This is a genomic window from Ruegeria sp. AO1 (assembly GCF_056535985.1).
The window spans coordinates 102,549-116,444 of record NZ_JBQFJC010000003.1; the positions used below are offsets into that span (position 1 = coordinate 102,549).

The 13,896-nt window shown below is 56.0% G+C and carries 15 protein-coding genes and 2 pseudogenes; 9 read left to right on the forward strand and 8 right to left on the reverse strand.

The window, feature by feature from the left end; translation table 11 throughout:
• Nucleotides 1–8: 8 nt before the first annotated feature.
• From ACR3FB_RS23835 to ACR3FB_RS23860, 6 genes are all read left to right on the forward strand, one after another.
• Nucleotides 9–551: a hypothetical protein gene (locus ACR3FB_RS23835; protein ID WP_170417788.1), complete on the forward strand. Its 543-nt coding sequence runs from the start codon at nt 9–11 to the stop codon at nt 549–551.
• A 683-nt stretch (nt 552–1,234) separates the two neighbouring features.
• On the forward strand, nt 1,235–1,435 hold the full coding sequence (locus tag ACR3FB_RS23840; protein WP_170417785.1) for a hypothetical protein: 201 nt from the start codon (nt 1,235–1,237) through the stop codon (nt 1,433–1,435).
• A 471-nt stretch (nt 1,436–1,906) separates the two neighbouring features.
• On the forward strand, nt 1,907–2,326 hold the full coding sequence (locus tag ACR3FB_RS23845) for a hypothetical protein (protein ID WP_170417782.1): 420 nt from the start codon (nt 1,907–1,909) through the stop codon (nt 2,324–2,326).
• On the forward strand, nt 2,323–4,179 hold the full coding sequence (locus ACR3FB_RS23850) for a relaxase/mobilization nuclease domain-containing protein (protein ID WP_480566952.1): 1,857 nt from the start codon (nt 2,323–2,325) through the stop codon (nt 4,177–4,179). The genes ACR3FB_RS23845 and ACR3FB_RS23850 overlap by 4 nt, the downstream gene beginning before the upstream one ends.
• 65 nt (nt 4,180–4,244) lie before the next feature.
• The gene (locus ACR3FB_RS23855) at nt 4,245–4,982 is read left to right on the forward strand and encodes a hypothetical protein (RefSeq protein WP_480566954.1); all 738 of its coding nucleotides are present in this window, start codon (nt 4,245–4,247) and stop codon (nt 4,980–4,982) included.
• On the forward strand, nt 4,975–5,280 hold the full coding sequence (locus tag ACR3FB_RS23860; RefSeq protein WP_480566956.1) for a hypothetical protein: 306 nt from the start codon (nt 4,975–4,977) through the stop codon (nt 5,278–5,280). The genes ACR3FB_RS23855 and ACR3FB_RS23860 overlap by 8 nt, the downstream gene beginning before the upstream one ends.
• Before the next feature lie 285 nt (nt 5,281–5,565).
• Here the strand turns inward: ACR3FB_RS23860 and ACR3FB_RS23865 are convergent, their stop codons facing one another.
• The gene (locus ACR3FB_RS23865) at nt 5,566–5,835 is read right to left on the reverse strand and encodes a MerR family DNA-binding protein (RefSeq protein WP_480566958.1); all 270 of its coding nucleotides are present in this window, start codon (nt 5,833–5,835) and stop codon (nt 5,566–5,568) included.
• 141 nt (nt 5,836–5,976) lie between these two features.
• Here ACR3FB_RS23865 and ACR3FB_RS23870 point away from each other — a divergent pair.
• From ACR3FB_RS23870 to ACR3FB_RS23880, 3 genes and pseudogenes are all read left to right on the forward strand, one after another.
• A pseudogene (locus ACR3FB_RS23870) lies at nt 5,977–6,604 on the forward strand (cation efflux transmembrane domain-containing protein).
• A gap of 74 nt (nt 6,605–6,678) precedes the next feature.
• A complete protein-coding gene (locus ACR3FB_RS23875) occupies nt 6,679–7,146 on the forward strand; it encodes a DUF411 domain-containing protein (RefSeq protein WP_170417767.1) in 468 nt (155 codons plus the stop codon).
• Between the two features lie 234 nt (nt 7,147–7,380).
• Complete coding sequence (locus tag ACR3FB_RS23880; RefSeq protein ID WP_480566960.1) at nt 7,381–7,674, forward strand: c-type cytochrome; 294 nt, start codon at nt 7,381–7,383, stop codon at nt 7,672–7,674.
• 267 nt (nt 7,675–7,941) lie between these two features.
• On the opposite strand, the gene ACR3FB_RS23885 is transcribed toward ACR3FB_RS23880, so the two are convergent.
• The 7 genes and pseudogenes from ACR3FB_RS23885 to ACR3FB_RS23915 form a co-directional block, all read right to left on the reverse strand.
• The gene (locus ACR3FB_RS23885) at nt 7,942–9,834 is read right to left on the reverse strand and encodes a type IV secretory system conjugative DNA transfer family protein (protein ID WP_170418000.1); all 1,893 of its coding nucleotides are present in this window, start codon (nt 9,832–9,834) and stop codon (nt 7,942–7,944) included.
• A complete protein-coding gene (locus ACR3FB_RS23890; protein ID WP_170417997.1) occupies nt 9,827–9,985 on the reverse strand; it encodes a hypothetical protein in 159 nt (52 codons plus the stop codon). The genes ACR3FB_RS23885 and ACR3FB_RS23890 overlap by 8 nt, the downstream gene beginning before the upstream one ends.
• Nucleotides 9,986–9,997: 12 nt before the next feature.
• Complete coding sequence (locus ACR3FB_RS23895; RefSeq protein ID WP_480566962.1) at nt 9,998–10,498, reverse strand: CpaF/VirB11 family protein; 501 nt, start codon at nt 10,496–10,498, stop codon at nt 9,998–10,000.
• 883 nt (nt 10,499–11,381) lie between these two features.
• Nucleotides 11,382–12,046 (reverse strand): annotated as a pseudogene (locus ACR3FB_RS23900) (TraB/TrbI/VirB10 family type IV secretion system protein).
• Nucleotides 12,046–12,714: a hypothetical protein gene (locus ACR3FB_RS23905; protein ID WP_480566964.1), complete on the reverse strand. Its 669-nt coding sequence runs from the start codon at nt 12,712–12,714 to the stop codon at nt 12,046–12,048. The pseudogene ACR3FB_RS23900 and the gene ACR3FB_RS23905 overlap by 1 nt, the downstream one beginning before the upstream one ends.
• Nucleotides 12,714–13,529 (reverse strand): TrbG/VirB9 family P-type conjugative transfer protein, encoded by an 816-nt coding sequence (locus ACR3FB_RS23910; protein WP_170417985.1) that lies wholly within the window; start codon nt 13,527–13,529, stop codon nt 12,714–12,716. The genes ACR3FB_RS23905 and ACR3FB_RS23910 overlap by 1 nt, the downstream gene beginning before the upstream one ends.
• The coding region (locus ACR3FB_RS23915) for a VirB8/TrbF family protein (RefSeq protein ID WP_480566966.1) at nt 13,529–13,896 on the reverse strand (368 nt) is incomplete at its 5' end. The genes ACR3FB_RS23910 and ACR3FB_RS23915, both read right to left, overlap by 1 nt.

The window sequence follows — 13,896 nt, forward strand, 5'->3', positions numbered from 1 at the left end:
TATCCACCATGTCCACCGATGCAGCTCCGTCTACGGTTGAAAAAGCCGCCCGCCGCGTCTGGAAATCCGCGCAGATGTTCGTCGGGTTTCATACAGACCAGAAGGGCAAGCCGCGCACACAGCCGAAGCTCTGGCCGCCAAAAAACGGGAGCGCGTCGATCCATGGTGATCCCAGCGCGCAGGAGGCCATCGTGGTCGTCAAAGCCGCTGATCCGGACGAGGTACAGGACGTGCAGATCAAGCTGCACCCAAACCGCATTGTTGTGCGCCGCGATGCAGATGCCTGGTGGCAGGGTGTCGCTGTAGATGAGCATACCGTGACGGTCCGAATGGCCGACAACACGATCATCGAAATCCGCCATGACGGATCGGTGAAGCGGCGCTCGGCAGAGGACGAAACCCATGTTGAAGCAGATGGCAGCATCTTCAAGTTCACGGAATTTGCCGAGGCGCATATGACGGGTGACGGGGTGGAAATGACCCGCCGCACAGAGGATCGCATTGCCACGATCACAGCTGACGGTGTTGTCGATCGCGCGCGCAAGCGTTAGCCTGTAAAGAATACCTCCAGATTTTCCTTTGGTTAAACTCGTGGCCCGCTTCGGTGGGCCTTTTTCTTGGCGTACTCATCACTGTATCTGCCCGTGCGCCGGTCTCGCCCCGCGACAGCGCTTGAGAGAGTTCTTGCGGATTACCGGGGCGTCCTACCGAACCCGCCAATCCAAATTGAGTCCGGCTGTTTACCTGATCCGCACAAGCACGGACCAGGGCCGGACCGTCCGGTCTTTGGCCTCCGCCAGTTGGATAGGGCGGTTTGCACCGTCCGTCATTCTTCATCCTTTGCGACGACGGTCATACCGACCCAGAAGGGCAACCCCCAACTTAGAACTGAGCGCCGCGCCTGTGTCGGATCGAGGTGATGTTGCCGCCATCAAAGACATCGTTTTGTTCAGATGTTCCGCGCGCAGCGATCCCAGAAAGCCTTGCCTTTCACCAGGTCTGACAGTTTCAAGTACGTTGCCGGAGAAGATCCTCGGCTGCGGTGTTTCTGAAGGGATGAACATAAGCGGGCAGTCGGGGAAGACGCGCGGCGCCCGGGCCGGGCGCCGCGCTTCAACAAGGAATGTCCCCTGCGCCTGCGGCGCATTCCGCGCGGATCAAATTCCCTGCTGACATCCCCTTGATGCCCGCTTTTCCCTTGTTCATCGAAACACGCCATAGCGAGGATCAAACAATGGCAACTCAAACTCTGAAACTGAGCGTCAAGACCGGTGAAAAAGAAGGCAAGACATTCTGGGATCGATGCGGGGTGCTCTTCGTCAATACCGATGAGACCGGCACCATCACCTCGATCCAGGTCAAGCACAGCATGTTCCCTGGCGTTGAGATGGTGGCCTTCCCGAAGCGCACCGATGACGATCCCGTCACCGAATGACGGGAGGGCAGGGCGGCGCAAGCCGCCCTTTCTTCTGCTCCGGCCGCAGGCCGGACCACATATGCGCCACAGGTGGCGCGCGGTCCTAAGACCGGGCAGGGGTGCCGACCTGCCCCAATGCGGCAGCAGACAACCCTGCCACACCCGCCGCGAAAGCGGCGGGACATTGAGCGCGCTGAGGCGCGCGGAAAATGCCATACTGACCTTGAACGTGCCGGTATGTGACGGGCGCTGTTCGGGCAGCTCCCGCTTTGCGTGATTGCCCTGCGCCGGTCCACCGGCACCCACGCCTGCTGGCTGGAAAAGGGGCAGGACCCTTTTCCCGGCGTGGAGATTGCCTCCAAGAGCAAAACTGTTCCGGGGGCAATTTGAGAAAATACGGATTTCTAAAATCACCCCGGTTTCCTCTTGGAGAGTATGACAGGATAAGGTAGTTGTGTTACAAGTCATAAAAACAACCAGAGGTATACATTGAGCAAGCCCGGCGACACCACTGTCTTTTCCGTTCGATTGCCGTCAGATGCGTTGGTGCGTTTGGAGGAGGCCGTGCAGTCGCTTGGGGCCAAGAGCCGCAACCAGATCATCCAACGACTGATCTATCGTCTGATCGGGTATCTCGATCCTGACCCGGCCGTTGTCGATCTCTGGCAGACGCACTTGCGGCAGGTTCAGGGTGGATACACCAACCTCAATCAGCTCGCAAAATCGGCCAAACGCGGTTCGGTGATCTGGACCGATGACGACCGGCGCGATGTCGAAAACCTCCATCGTGCGATCATCCAGCACCGGCAAGACCTGAAGGCGCTGATCACCGCGGCCCGCCGAAACCGAGAGCCAGACTCCGCCATTCGCCGAATCTTGCGCGACGATGAGAGGACATCTGAAGCATGAACGTCGCGGCTCACAATTTGACGGCAGGGGACTTTCTGGAGCTAGCCTTCCGGGAAGCGCAGAAGGGTATCGATCGGTCCAAGCAGATCAGCCAGCAGCTGCAAACCGCCAAGCGCATGAAGTTCATGATCTCGCGGGCCTCATCCATCAAGGCGCGGCTTGGTGCTGTGGTTGGAAAGCCCGAGGCGGTTGTGAAACACGTCCGCAAAGGTGGGGTGAAAAAAGCGCATGAGCTGCGCCGCCAGATCAATTACCTGACCGTCAGGGCAGAGGGCGTGTTGGACATCCGCGACAATGGTGTGACCCCGCTCGATGCCGATCAGGTGAGTGATCTGATCGAGACCTGGGCCGAGGATTTCAACGGGAAAACCAACTATGGTTATACCCGTCACATGATCGTTTCTTTTCCCGAAGGCACCTATCCGGATGCCGCGCATGAGGCCGGTTTGGACTTCGCGGATCGCCTGTTTGGGAGCGGTGATTTTGGCGATACCTGGGACTATCTGACCGTGTTCCACAACGACACTGACAACCCCCATGTCCACATCGTTGTGAATAACCGAGGCGTGGAACATGGGCAGTGGTTGGCTATGGGTATGAGCAGCGACATGAACATCGACGTTCAGCGCTCTATCCAGGTTGAGGTTGCCGAAGGATACGGAATTGAGCTGACCGCAACGACCCGCCTTGAGCGCGGTTTGCGGCAGGAAGTTGAGACCGACACGTGGAAGGTTCAGGCCGGACTGTCTGTTGTTGAAAGCACTCCGGAGGTTGAAGTTACGGCCCGCGACATGGCCGGTGATGTGATGACACTCTCCATCGCAAGAATGTCGGATCTGTTTGATGAGCGCGCCAACGCTGTCAAAGACCGGATCGAAGAGTTTGCCATCCAACTCGTTGAAAGTGAGGAACCTATGGTATCGAGAATGGAACATCTGCTGGATCAAGCCCATCATTTTGATGATTACGGCGAGCCAGGAGACCCGTCTTATGTGTCGCCCGAAGTCATGAGCAACTTGCGGCGACACATCGAATTAGGCGGTTCTGAGGAAACAATCGCACCCGAGCTGAAGGCTCAGGTTGTTGCCCATATCAGCGACGTTCGGGACAACGAACAGAGCCATCCGTATCTGTCTGCCCTTGCTGATATTGTCGATGACAAGGCGTTCCAGTCGTCCGCTGATTATGCCCCGGCAGCACGCCGGTACGAGGTCTATATACAGGACACCTTGGGCAAGGGGGCCTATGAGGACTTCCAGACTCAGACCAAAGAATTGCTGCAATCCATCGACAAGATGGAAGGGCTGGCCCGTGAGGTTGACGACCCTCATCTGCGTGTCGCTATGGATATTCAAATTGGCGAGTTGAAGGGCGACGTTGCGGACCTGCGCACCAACGATCCGGACCTTCAAGCCTTCATCATCGAGGACCGCCGCTATTCAACGATGATGGGAATGGGCACTGCCGAAATGGATGTCTTGGATTATTCAGAGGCCGGCAAGTGGGCAGCGATCCGCAAAGAAGTCACCGACACGGCCAGCAGCTACGGCCTCGATGGCGAGGCGTTCGTTGCCCGCTTTGGCGATCATCAGAACGTCACCCTGGGTACAACAATGGGATGGCGCAGCGACGACATTTCGACCGCCGCGGCCCACTTCCAGGCGCAAGGATTACCGACAGCCACGACCGCGCTGAGGCCGTTGTTGACGAGCTGCACCAGCTTGCGTCTTCCAGGATCATCGCAATCTCAGAAGAACTTTCAGACGTTCACGCCCACGCAACGCACCCGCTCTTGCAGGGGCGCGGTGACGATGACGGGCACAGCTTGTAAGGACTTTAACCGGTCTGCCTGATGCGCGCGCCAACGCCCCAGGCAGACCCATCACAGAGTTTTCCATCAACTCGCAAAGGAAAAACTATGGTTTCGCGTACAGACTATCTTTTGAACGAAGTCGAACACTTCGCACCCTATTCCAGATTTGATCAATCCGCCCCGCGTGAAGATCGCGTTTCAGAGCAGATCGACATCATCAGGAAAGAACAGCAGGCGATGGGCTTTGATCGTGCAGCCATCGCCTCAAACAGCTTCGACATCGAGGACCAGGCCAACCGCCGTGTTGACGAACATACTGCGCAACAAGATCTGGTCGAAGAATTCAAAATCGAATTTGAAGCTGCGGAGCGGTCAGGGGAGCCGGTTGATCTGAACGATATGCAGGCTTTGGTTTCTCAGCACATGAGTGATGCTCAGGAATACGATCTGTATCACCCTTACTATTCGTCCCTTGCGGATCTGAGTGGTGACAAGGATTTTCAGGAGTCCGACGACTACCAGTCGCCCGGTGATCGCTATGTTCAGTATATGCAATCCGCTTTGGGGGAGGCCATCTTTGAGAACTACGAGCAGCAGACCAAGGACATCGTGAACTCCATCGAGAACATGGAGGCTCTTGCACGAGAGGTCGAAGATCCACACTTGCGTGCCGCAATGGACGTTCAGATCGGGGAGTTGAAAGGCGATGTTGCCGAACTGCGCCCATATGACACCGACCTGCAGGCATACACTTTGGCTGATGACAGCTACACCACATCCATGAATGCGGCCGAGTTGGACAACCTGGACCCCGGAAGCCGAAAAATGGCTGGCTGTGCGTGATGACATTGTGGCGACCGCGCACAGCTTCGGTCTCGACGGAAGCAAGTTCCTGGCCCGCTACAACGATCATGACAGCGTTTCAATCGGCACAACGGCGACTTGGAAAGACGCGGACATTTCCACCGCTGCCGCCCATTTCAACAGCCAAGGCGTTCCGGACAGCTACGAGCGCGCGGAGGCCGTTGTTGGTGAGCTGCACCAAGTTTCATCCAGCAAGATTGCCGCCGTGGTGCAAGAGATTGCCCATACCCGCGAACAGGCTACCCACGTCCATGAGTATGATGGACACAGTCTTTAACCACGGAGGACATGATAGATGATTGTTCGCGCCGGTGAATGTGTTGCCGGGAACAGCGAGACCACCGGGTTGGAGTAATGTGGGGTCTGTTCCGATTGGGACGGACTCTTGTCCTTGGACATTCCGGGCATTCGCTGCACCACGTTTGAATAGGCAAGAAGCGGACAAAACAGTCTTTCGCTGGGACTAAAGCAATGTCCGCTCATAGTTTAGTGATCGTGGTGACAGAGTTTATGATCGGCAAGAGACGCGAGCACATAGCAGTTCTCTGACACTCCTTCGTCATCACAGCCCTCGAAATCCGAACCAGCTCTTTTCAAGAGCCCGTAGTCGTTTGATCTTTGCTCTTACTTCGGAAAGTTGTGAGACGGCGATGTCCGTTGCGGCTTGGCATGAACGATCCGGGTGGCCTTGAAGCACAATCAATTCGGAGATCGCTTCAATTGAGAAACCAAGATCGCGTGCATGCTTGATGAAACTGAGACGCTCTAGCCCTGCCACATCGTAGCGCCGTTGGTTGCCTTCGGTGCGTTCTGGTGCGGCAAGCAGGCCCATTTCCTCATAGTAGCGGATAGTCGGAACTTTGACCTTCGTGCGCTGGAAAGCTCCCCGATAGAAAACATGAAAATACCTCTTGAACCTCTAGTAACTAGAGACACTACACTATGGTCACGACAGATACAAAAGGGCTTCCCAATGTCAGCATGTTGCGGACACAACGCCAAATTCGACGGCGTATCAGACGACTACAAAAGGAGGCTGTGGATTGTCATTGCTCTGAACGCGGTGATGTTCGTCGTCGAGATGACTGCCGGTCACTATGCAAAGTCTCAGGCACTTCAGGCCGACGCTCTAGACTTCCTTGGGGATGCTTTGACCTACGGTATCTCGCTGGCAGTGATCGGGGCTTCAATCCGTGCACGCACCAATGCCGCTCTGGCGAAAGGGGTGAGCTTGCTGCTGATGGGTCTTTGGGTGTTTGGATCGACCGTGTACCGGGTGTTCTATGTCCAGGTGCCGGAATGAGATCATGGGCATCGTTGGCTTTTTCGCTCTTATGACCAATCTCGCAAGTGTTCTCTTGCTCGTCCGTTACAAGGACGGCGATGCAAATGTGCGCTCTGTCTGGCTATGTTCGCGTAATGACGCCATTGGCAATGTGGCCGTTATGTTTGCAGCTTTAGGCGTCTGGGGCACAGCTAGCGGTTGGCCTGACCTGATTGTTGCGGCGGTCATGGCAACGTTGTTTCTTTCCTCTGCTTTCCAGATCGTGCGCCAAGCGCTCGCCGAGCGTCGGGAAGTTGGCGAACATGAGCATGTTTGACGTGGATTATGACCTTTGATCTCGAATGATACGAAATCGGCTCAATTTAGTTGGAAATACAAGGGACTCTCGCCATGAACCTGAAACGCCGCCAAGTACTGACTTACGCCGCTGGCTTTGCCAGCACAGTACCATTTGCCGCGTTTGCGCAAGACACGCCTTCCGTCCGTGTTCTCAAGGATCCGAACTGCGGCTGTTGCCAGGTTTGGATCGACATCCTGCGGCAGGAAGGCTTTCGCATTACCGAGGAGCGCAGCTTTGGAACACAGCTTGTCCGCCACAAATTGGACAACGGCATTCCCGAAGAAATGATGTCCTGCCACACAGGCGAGATCGATGGCTATATGATCGAGGGGCATGTGCCGGTTGCAGACATTCGTCGTCTGCTGGAGGAGCAACCCAGTGCTGTTGGACTTGCTGTTCCTGGCATGCCCTACGGTTCCCCTGGGATGGGGCCGGAAGATCGTCGTGAGGCCTACGACGTGTTTTTGATCCTCAAGGACGGTAGCACCGAGGTGTTCAAGAGTTACGAAGCGGCCTGAGGCGACGTTCATCGAGCGAAACAGTAAGGAGGAGAAGATGACGAAGCTTGGATTACGCACTCTTACCTTAAGCGTTCTGTCTATCACCATTGCTACAGTGGGTTGCGCACAACAACAACGAGGAGATTGGTGGGGTCACGGGCCAATGGGATCTAACCACATGAGGTCTGAGCACATGCGTGGTTGGGGGCACGGCAATATGGGGCCTGGCCAGCAGCAGCGCATGCAACGACATTGGACGTATATGAACGAGGACGTGCCCGCAGCTACCGCGGGGCTCGGAGCACCATTCGTGCAACGCCCGAGAATGTTTCGGAGGGCAAGACGCTATATACGGAAAACTGCGCAAGCTGTCATGGAGCTGAGGGTTTGGGCGATGGTGAAGCCGGACGTTCGCTCGCGCCCTCTCCCGCTCTCCTACGATGGTTCGTTCAGATGCCGATGTCGGGGGACGAGTACCTTCTTTGGGCAATTTCCGAGGGCGGCGAACGCTTCGAACAGACATGCCAGCCTTCAAGGAAGCGCTGAGCGAAGAAGACCTTTGGAAGATCATCGTTTATATGCGTGCGGGGTTCCCTTGATCTGTCGTCAATCTGTTGGTTTTTGATGAGTGTTTTTGCTGTCGATACTATGACGACAATTCTCAGCAGGCATAAAGCTGACAATGCGCCATTCTAGTAAGCTTCACGGAAGCGGACATATATGTAAGTCGCAGCACGAGCAGGTTAGGGCTCTCTCCTGCCGTTCTCTGCATATTGAAGTAAGGTCCGGTTCGGCCGCGTCCTGTTACCCCCGTCAAGTGAAGGCGCTACTTTCAGCCCGTTTGGCTTTCATTTTCTCCATCGCCATATCTTTCGCTGACCGACTTTTCCGCTTTGCGACCGTGCGCTGCGCATCAAATGCCGCCTGAAGTTCCTGGTCTTTTTCAGAAACCTCTTTCACCGGGGCAGGGGCCGGATTCGCATCCGCCAGAGCCTTTGCCGTGTCCCTGGCCTGTTCTTCAGCAAGATCCAGATGTGTACCTTTGATCTTTGGAGCATCACCCCCAAGGAACTGCATGAAATAGGGATCTTCGAAGTATCGGATCTTGTTTGCAATCACCGGCATCTTGCCTTCGCGGATCAGCACAACTTCATTTTCAGGCAATCGGCCAACGTGTTCGGGCCGGAGCAGGCGAATGCCTTCTTCACGCTCTGATATGCTGCCCATTTCCATCTTGCCGAGTGCTCGAGACTTCGACTTGCTTATGACCGTTTTGTCCCCGATGGACCTGGACACATGTTCGCGTACTTCGGAATCCTCTGAGGCGGCAAACATCTGGGTTCCAGCGTTTGCCAGCATCGCCCGCACACCCTCGTGCCCATAAATGTCCTGTAGGCGCGACAGTGTTTGCGAAATCACCACGAGCCTGCCCCCGAACGATCGCATGGTGTCATAGGCTTCAACAACGCGCTCAAGATGGCCGAGGCGTTGGAACTCATCGAGCAGCATCAAAACCTTGAACGGCTCATCTTCGCCCGGCTCAACAGTTTCGATGGTGTTCACCAGATCGAGGAAGAACAGGCGAATGAGCGTCCGGAACTCTTTGACCTTTTTCCCTGGCACGGAAAAGTAGATCGAGCTGGGGCGCCGACGCAGATCTTCAAAGTTGATGTCATTGCCCTGCGTGGCTCTTGCTACCGACGGGTTGCGCCAGAGCTGCAGGCCGGAGTTCAACATAACCGAAATCGTTGACCGCAGGATTTTGGATTCTTCGGCTGCAAGATTCAGAAACTCATCTGCAGCTCGCGCATATCCAACTTCTTCAGCCATTTTCTCATAGTCCTTTTGCTTGGTCGTTTTGACCAGGCGCAGGACTTCGGAAATGTATGGCCGCTTTCTTTTGATCGCCAGCATCGCCATTGCGCAGAACATGCCTTCAACACCACCCATAAAGCCCTGCGCGGACGAGCTGGGCGTGTCGAACATCTGAGTTGCAACCTGAATCACTTCTTCCCATCGCCGGTCCAGATTGTCGGCACGTGCTGCGCGGCGCAGAGGGTTGTAGCTGTGGCTTTTGTCGGGGTTCTCGGGGTCGAACACAAAAACCTCATCGCCCATTGCTGCCCGACGCGCGCCGGTTGTCTGGAAAATCTCGCCCTTGATGTCCAGGACGACGCAAGACCCATTGAAACGCAGGACATTCGGGATCACAAAGCCGCTGGTTTTGCCCGAACCAGACGGGGCAATGAACATCGCGTGCGGCTTTTGGACACCGGGGCCGGGCTTATAGTAGATCGCGTTTTTGTCCTTTGGCTCACCAAATTTGGCAAACACGATTTCACTATCCAATTTGTCTTTGAGCTTCAGAACCGACGCATAGCCTTCCTGGACGAGCTGAGGGGCCTTTGCAAAGGTCGCATCACCGTATTTCGTTGAGGGACCACGCAGCGCAGCCGCCACAAATGCAAAGGTCAAAACACCCACTGCGACCACCGCCACCAGACCCATGATCTGCTGCGTCTCTGCAGGCTGTGCCATGAACTTCTCTGGGATCGCCCAGATGTCCAGCCCGCGAAAGCCTCTGGTGTTGATGTATTCGAGCGCCAGCCCGACCACCAACACCGCGCAAGCCGAGGTAGCGATAAAGCCCATAGTACCGGCTATCGCGACCTTCTTGCCTTTGGGTAGATCCTGAAACTCAGCCATCGGTCAGCTCGCGTTTGAAGAAGCACACGATGCCAAATTCTGCACGTGCGACACCAACCATTTCCCAACCTTCTTTGCCCAGCTTTGCGAATTTCTCGCTGGCGTCGTCGCATTCCGAAAAAGGCACGTCTCGGTACTCGAATTTCTTCATCTTTGTACTCCTTCAATTCAGTTGTTCAGCAGTCATCAGAGGCGGGAAGATCACGCCGTTGACCTTCCGTTCGTCCCCGATTTTCTTCATGTGAACGATCATGTGAATGGTGGCCCGGATGTCATCGACCACTTCTGACTTTTGAACGGTCGGAGATCCGCGACGCACCATTTTGCTCATCCGTCCAATGGCATCTACGGGCGAGTTCGCGTGCATGGTGCAGACAGATCCATCGTGGCCGGTGTTCACCAGTTCCAAGAACATATTCGCGTCGTCGCCTCGGATTTCACCGCAGACGAGGCGGTCAGGCCGGAGGCGAAGCGCCGATTCCAGCAGCTTTGTTGGTGATCGAGGGCCATCTTCTTCGGAACGGTCGGCAAGCAGATCGACAGAATTGGGTTGCTCGATGTCCAACTCGGCCACTTCTTGAATCGTCACGATCCGTTCGCCCGGATCGACGCGCTTCAGCATTGCATTGAGGACAGTGGTTTGCCGGACGAGGTGCCCCGGCAATGATCACGTTCCATTTGCTAAGCATTGCAAGGTCGGCCAGCTCGTCAAAGTTCATTGTTCCGTCAGCGAGAACAGCCCGAGCATTTTCAAGCGCGCTATGATCGTTGTTTTCTGCCAACGCCGCCTCTTTGCTGGCGAAGCTGAACGCGCCCAGATCGACGTTTTTCACGCGCAGGAGACGGATCGCAACGGACCCCACGCCGGTTGTTGCTGGCGGAATCACGACCTGAACCCGCGCTTTACCCTGCTGTGTCGGCACGTTGGCCGTCGCAATCGGCTTCTTCCGAATGTTACATCGCTGAAACCGGCCACGCAGCGCCCGATGTTTTCTACATCGTCTCTGTTCAGAAGTGTCTGTCCTGGTCATGTGCGTTGTGCCCATTTCTTCGACCCAGACCGATCCGTCAGGGTTCACAAATTTCGCTCAGGCTTTCATCGTGTAACAGATGCTCGATCTTGCCTGTATAGTATTCCAGAAGGCTATTTCCCGTTCCGCCCGCTCATGTTCTTGTCTCCTTGAGAGCACTTTTGGAACACTGGAGGTTGCCTTCGCTGCATCTCGGCTTTGCCTCGAACACGAAGGCATCCACATAAGATCATTGCTTCCAAAAAGTGCTGAATTTGCTTCAAAAAGGCCGCTACCGCACTCGATCATGCTGGCAGCGGCCGGAAAGACCGCTGAGGCGGTCGGCTCATTGGCTCGCTCTCAGAAGCTATCGAACACAACGTCGCGCTGCAGGATCGCGTTGATACGACTGCCCTGATCGACAAAGATTGTCGGAGTGATGCGCAGGTATTCATCAAGCGCCGCTGCCGTGGCGTTCTGCAGGTTAGACCCACTTGGGTTGCCAGATCCGTTCTGACCGAGTTGTTGCTGTCGCTGTCAGACACCAGCGCCACAGGGCAATACGATGATGGACAACAACGCAGCCGTGCCGAACCGCTTCCCAAAGTGTGTGTTCACCCTGCCGGTCGCGCCGGTGCGGCCCTGTCCGTCCGTGCCAACTGAGCCGATCTGAGCGGAAAGGCCATCCGGTGTAATGACACGGCTCCAAACAATCATGATGCGCGTTTGCGCCAATGTCGTATCCGCTCGATACTCGCCATGAGCTTCGATCCACGAGGCAGAAGCAAACGTGTGCCGTCCATCGAGTAGACGCCGCGTGTGATCGTTGCCACGACACTACCGGGCAGTTCCGAGCTGACCGCCCCACCGAATAGCGCCGACAAGACCGTGCCTTGCGTTAAGGTGCGCGACGGATCGTCAATGATCGAGGCCCCGACGATGGGTGGATATTCTTCGACCAGATTGTTTTGCCATGTCGTATTCGGGTTTTCCTGATAGCCGCGCTGTTCTTCAGGTAAGCGGGTGTCGTCTGGCTGGACTTGAACCGGCTGCGGCGCAGCGGGGAAGGGTTGGAAAATGACCGGCTGCGATCCACCATTGATCGGCTGGTAGTTTTGACCGGGTGCTTCCTGTGCCATCGCGCTTGACGCCAAAGCAACCAGGGCGAGGGTGAGTGCTGTTCTGTTCATCGTCAGCTCCATTAGTTTCTGCCGTATGGGTTTTCATCGAACACGATGCCGTCTGACTGGTTCTGGCGCTCGCGCATCCGCTTGAGTTCTTCAAGCCTGCGCCGCTCATCATCAGTCAGACCCGTAGTCTGCAAGTGGCTCATACTGGCGAGCGCCCGGGCCTCTGCATCAGCAACCGCCTGGGCAAGCTCAGTCTGAAACTTTTTCTCGCGCTCATCATATCTGACCTGAAGGCGTTCATTGGTCAGGTTCAGCGTTGCGATTTCACCGGACAGCGAAACTTTGGCGTCCGTCAGCTCGTCTTGCAGATCGGAAATCCGGCCATTCTGTTGCTCGATTGTTTTCAGGGCTTGTTTCAGCCCTTCGGAATCGACCTGCGGCACTGCTACCGGTGTTGCCACCGCAATTTCCTCGGGCAAAGCCTCTTGTTCCGGCTCATCGACCTCTGGTCCCCGTGCGGTCAAAAGCCCGTATCGCTCGCCACCGCCTTGTTGCAAAGCGTCAACGCGGACACCCGTGTTGGTGCTTTTGTTTTCGTCGCCCATGACAAACCATACAAAGCCCAGGAACACCGCCCCTGCGATTGCAACAGTTATCAGCTTCTTTGGGTCGAACTTCTTCCGGACACGTTGCGACGGCTGTTCAGCCGCCGCCCGTGCCGGTGTCTGATCGCGGTTCATTACTTGCTGCCCCCCGGTTTAACTGTCTGTGAAGTGACGGGCCGACCGCTCACACTTGCCTGCTGAAACGCGTCGCCATCGTTTCGTACACAGATCGAAGTGTCCTCGATGCGCAGTGTCCAAAGATCTGAAAGGCCTTGCACCTGGATAATGCCGCGCTCTTTGACTGTGGTGTTCACCATCAGCTCGCGGCCATCAGGCAGGACACGGAAGATCCCCGGCAACTCCGCATCCTGCGGGATCTGCATATAGGTGTGAACGCCATCGTCCCACACGGCAGTAGGCGCGAAGTCAGCTTTGCCCGAGCGCGAGTAGTTTTGGTTGACGAAGCGGCCTGTTGGTTTCGGTTCGCTGCGCGCTACCGTGCCACGGCGCGTTGTAGTCCCGCCGCTGTTGTTTTTGTTGTAGAACGTGACCCGGAACGGAACACGTTTGCGTTCGGCGGCGCTCTCGGCCGGAACCAGATAGAAGTTGTATGTGCCGCGATTGGTCAGGACAGTCAGGTTTGAATCCGAGTTCAGGATTTCCGGCTTGAACGCAATAACGCGACCTTCCTGAAGGCGAGTGATCTGAAAACTTTCAGTGTCGCCCGCACCAATGCTGCGGACGGTTTCGCCCTGCGGAAAGTGAACATAGGTAATCAGGCGTTCACCCACAGGGATGCGGTACACCTGGTTCTCGACGTAATGGAAATGCGTGATGCGGTGATCCGCGTTCTTTCCGTCCGGTGTCGGTGTGATTTCAGCGAGCAGAGGCGTAGAGAATGCCAAAACTGCTGCGGCGGTGGCGGTGAGTGTTTTGAAAGAACGCTGCATCAGATGTCTCCCATTGCGTCTACGCGATAGTTGGTGACGACGAAGCCGAATGGATTTTCCAAAAGTTCGTCCATCGACGTCACGATTTTTTCCTCAAACCCATAGGTCACTGTGACCACGTAGCGGGCTGAGGCCGTTGCTTGGTTTGGAACGATCAGGGACTTGCGGATCTCGACCTGCACCGTCGCATCGTTGACCGGCGACACGCCCAGAATTTCGGTCTGCACCTTTGTCTTGGGCGTATAGATTTCGTCCGGATGGTTGTCGTTCGACCCGTCCCACAGTTCGCGGTAGGACGTTTCGGCCAGCTCATCAGAACGACGCAGCACCGATTTCAGGCGCTCGTTGTTGTCCTGGACATCATAGG

What these genes read in the sequence shown, in the direction of transcription:
- ACR3FB_RS23835 (WP_170417788.1), top strand. Translation starts at nt 9, where the DNA reads ATGTCCACCGATGCAGCTCCGTCTACGGTTGAAAAAGCCGCCCGCCGC.
- ACR3FB_RS23840 (WP_170417785.1), top strand. Translation starts at nt 1,235, where the DNA reads ATGGCAACTCAAACTCTGAAACTGAGCGTCAAGACCGGTGAAAAAGAA.
- ACR3FB_RS23850 (WP_480566952.1), top strand. Translation starts at nt 2,323, where the DNA reads ATGAACGTCGCGGCTCACAATTTGACGGCAGGGGACTTTCTGGAGCTA.
- ACR3FB_RS23855 (WP_480566954.1), top strand. Translation starts at nt 4,245, where the DNA reads ATGGTTTCGCGTACAGACTATCTTTTGAACGAAGTCGAACACTTCGCA.
- ACR3FB_RS23865 (WP_480566958.1), bottom strand. Translation starts at nt 5,835, where the DNA reads ATGGGCCTGCTTGCCGCACCAGAACGCACCGAAGGCAACCAACGGCGC.
- ACR3FB_RS23875 (WP_170417767.1), top strand. Translation starts at nt 6,679, where the DNA reads ATGAACCTGAAACGCCGCCAAGTACTGACTTACGCCGCTGGCTTTGCC.
- ACR3FB_RS23885 (WP_170418000.1), bottom strand. Translation starts at nt 9,834, where the DNA reads ATGGCTGAGTTTCAGGATCTACCCAAAGGCAAGAAGGTCGCGATAGCC.
- ACR3FB_RS23890 (WP_170417997.1), bottom strand. Translation starts at nt 9,985, where the DNA reads ATGAAGAAATTCGAGTACCGAGACGTGCCTTTTTCGGAATGCGACGAC.
- ACR3FB_RS23905 (WP_480566964.1), bottom strand. Translation starts at nt 12,714, where the DNA reads ATGAACCGCGATCAGACACCGGCACGGGCGGCGGCTGAACAGCCGTCG.
- ACR3FB_RS23910 (WP_170417985.1), bottom strand. Translation starts at nt 13,529, where the DNA reads ATGCAGCGTTCTTTCAAAACACTCACCGCCACCGCCGCAGCAGTTTTG.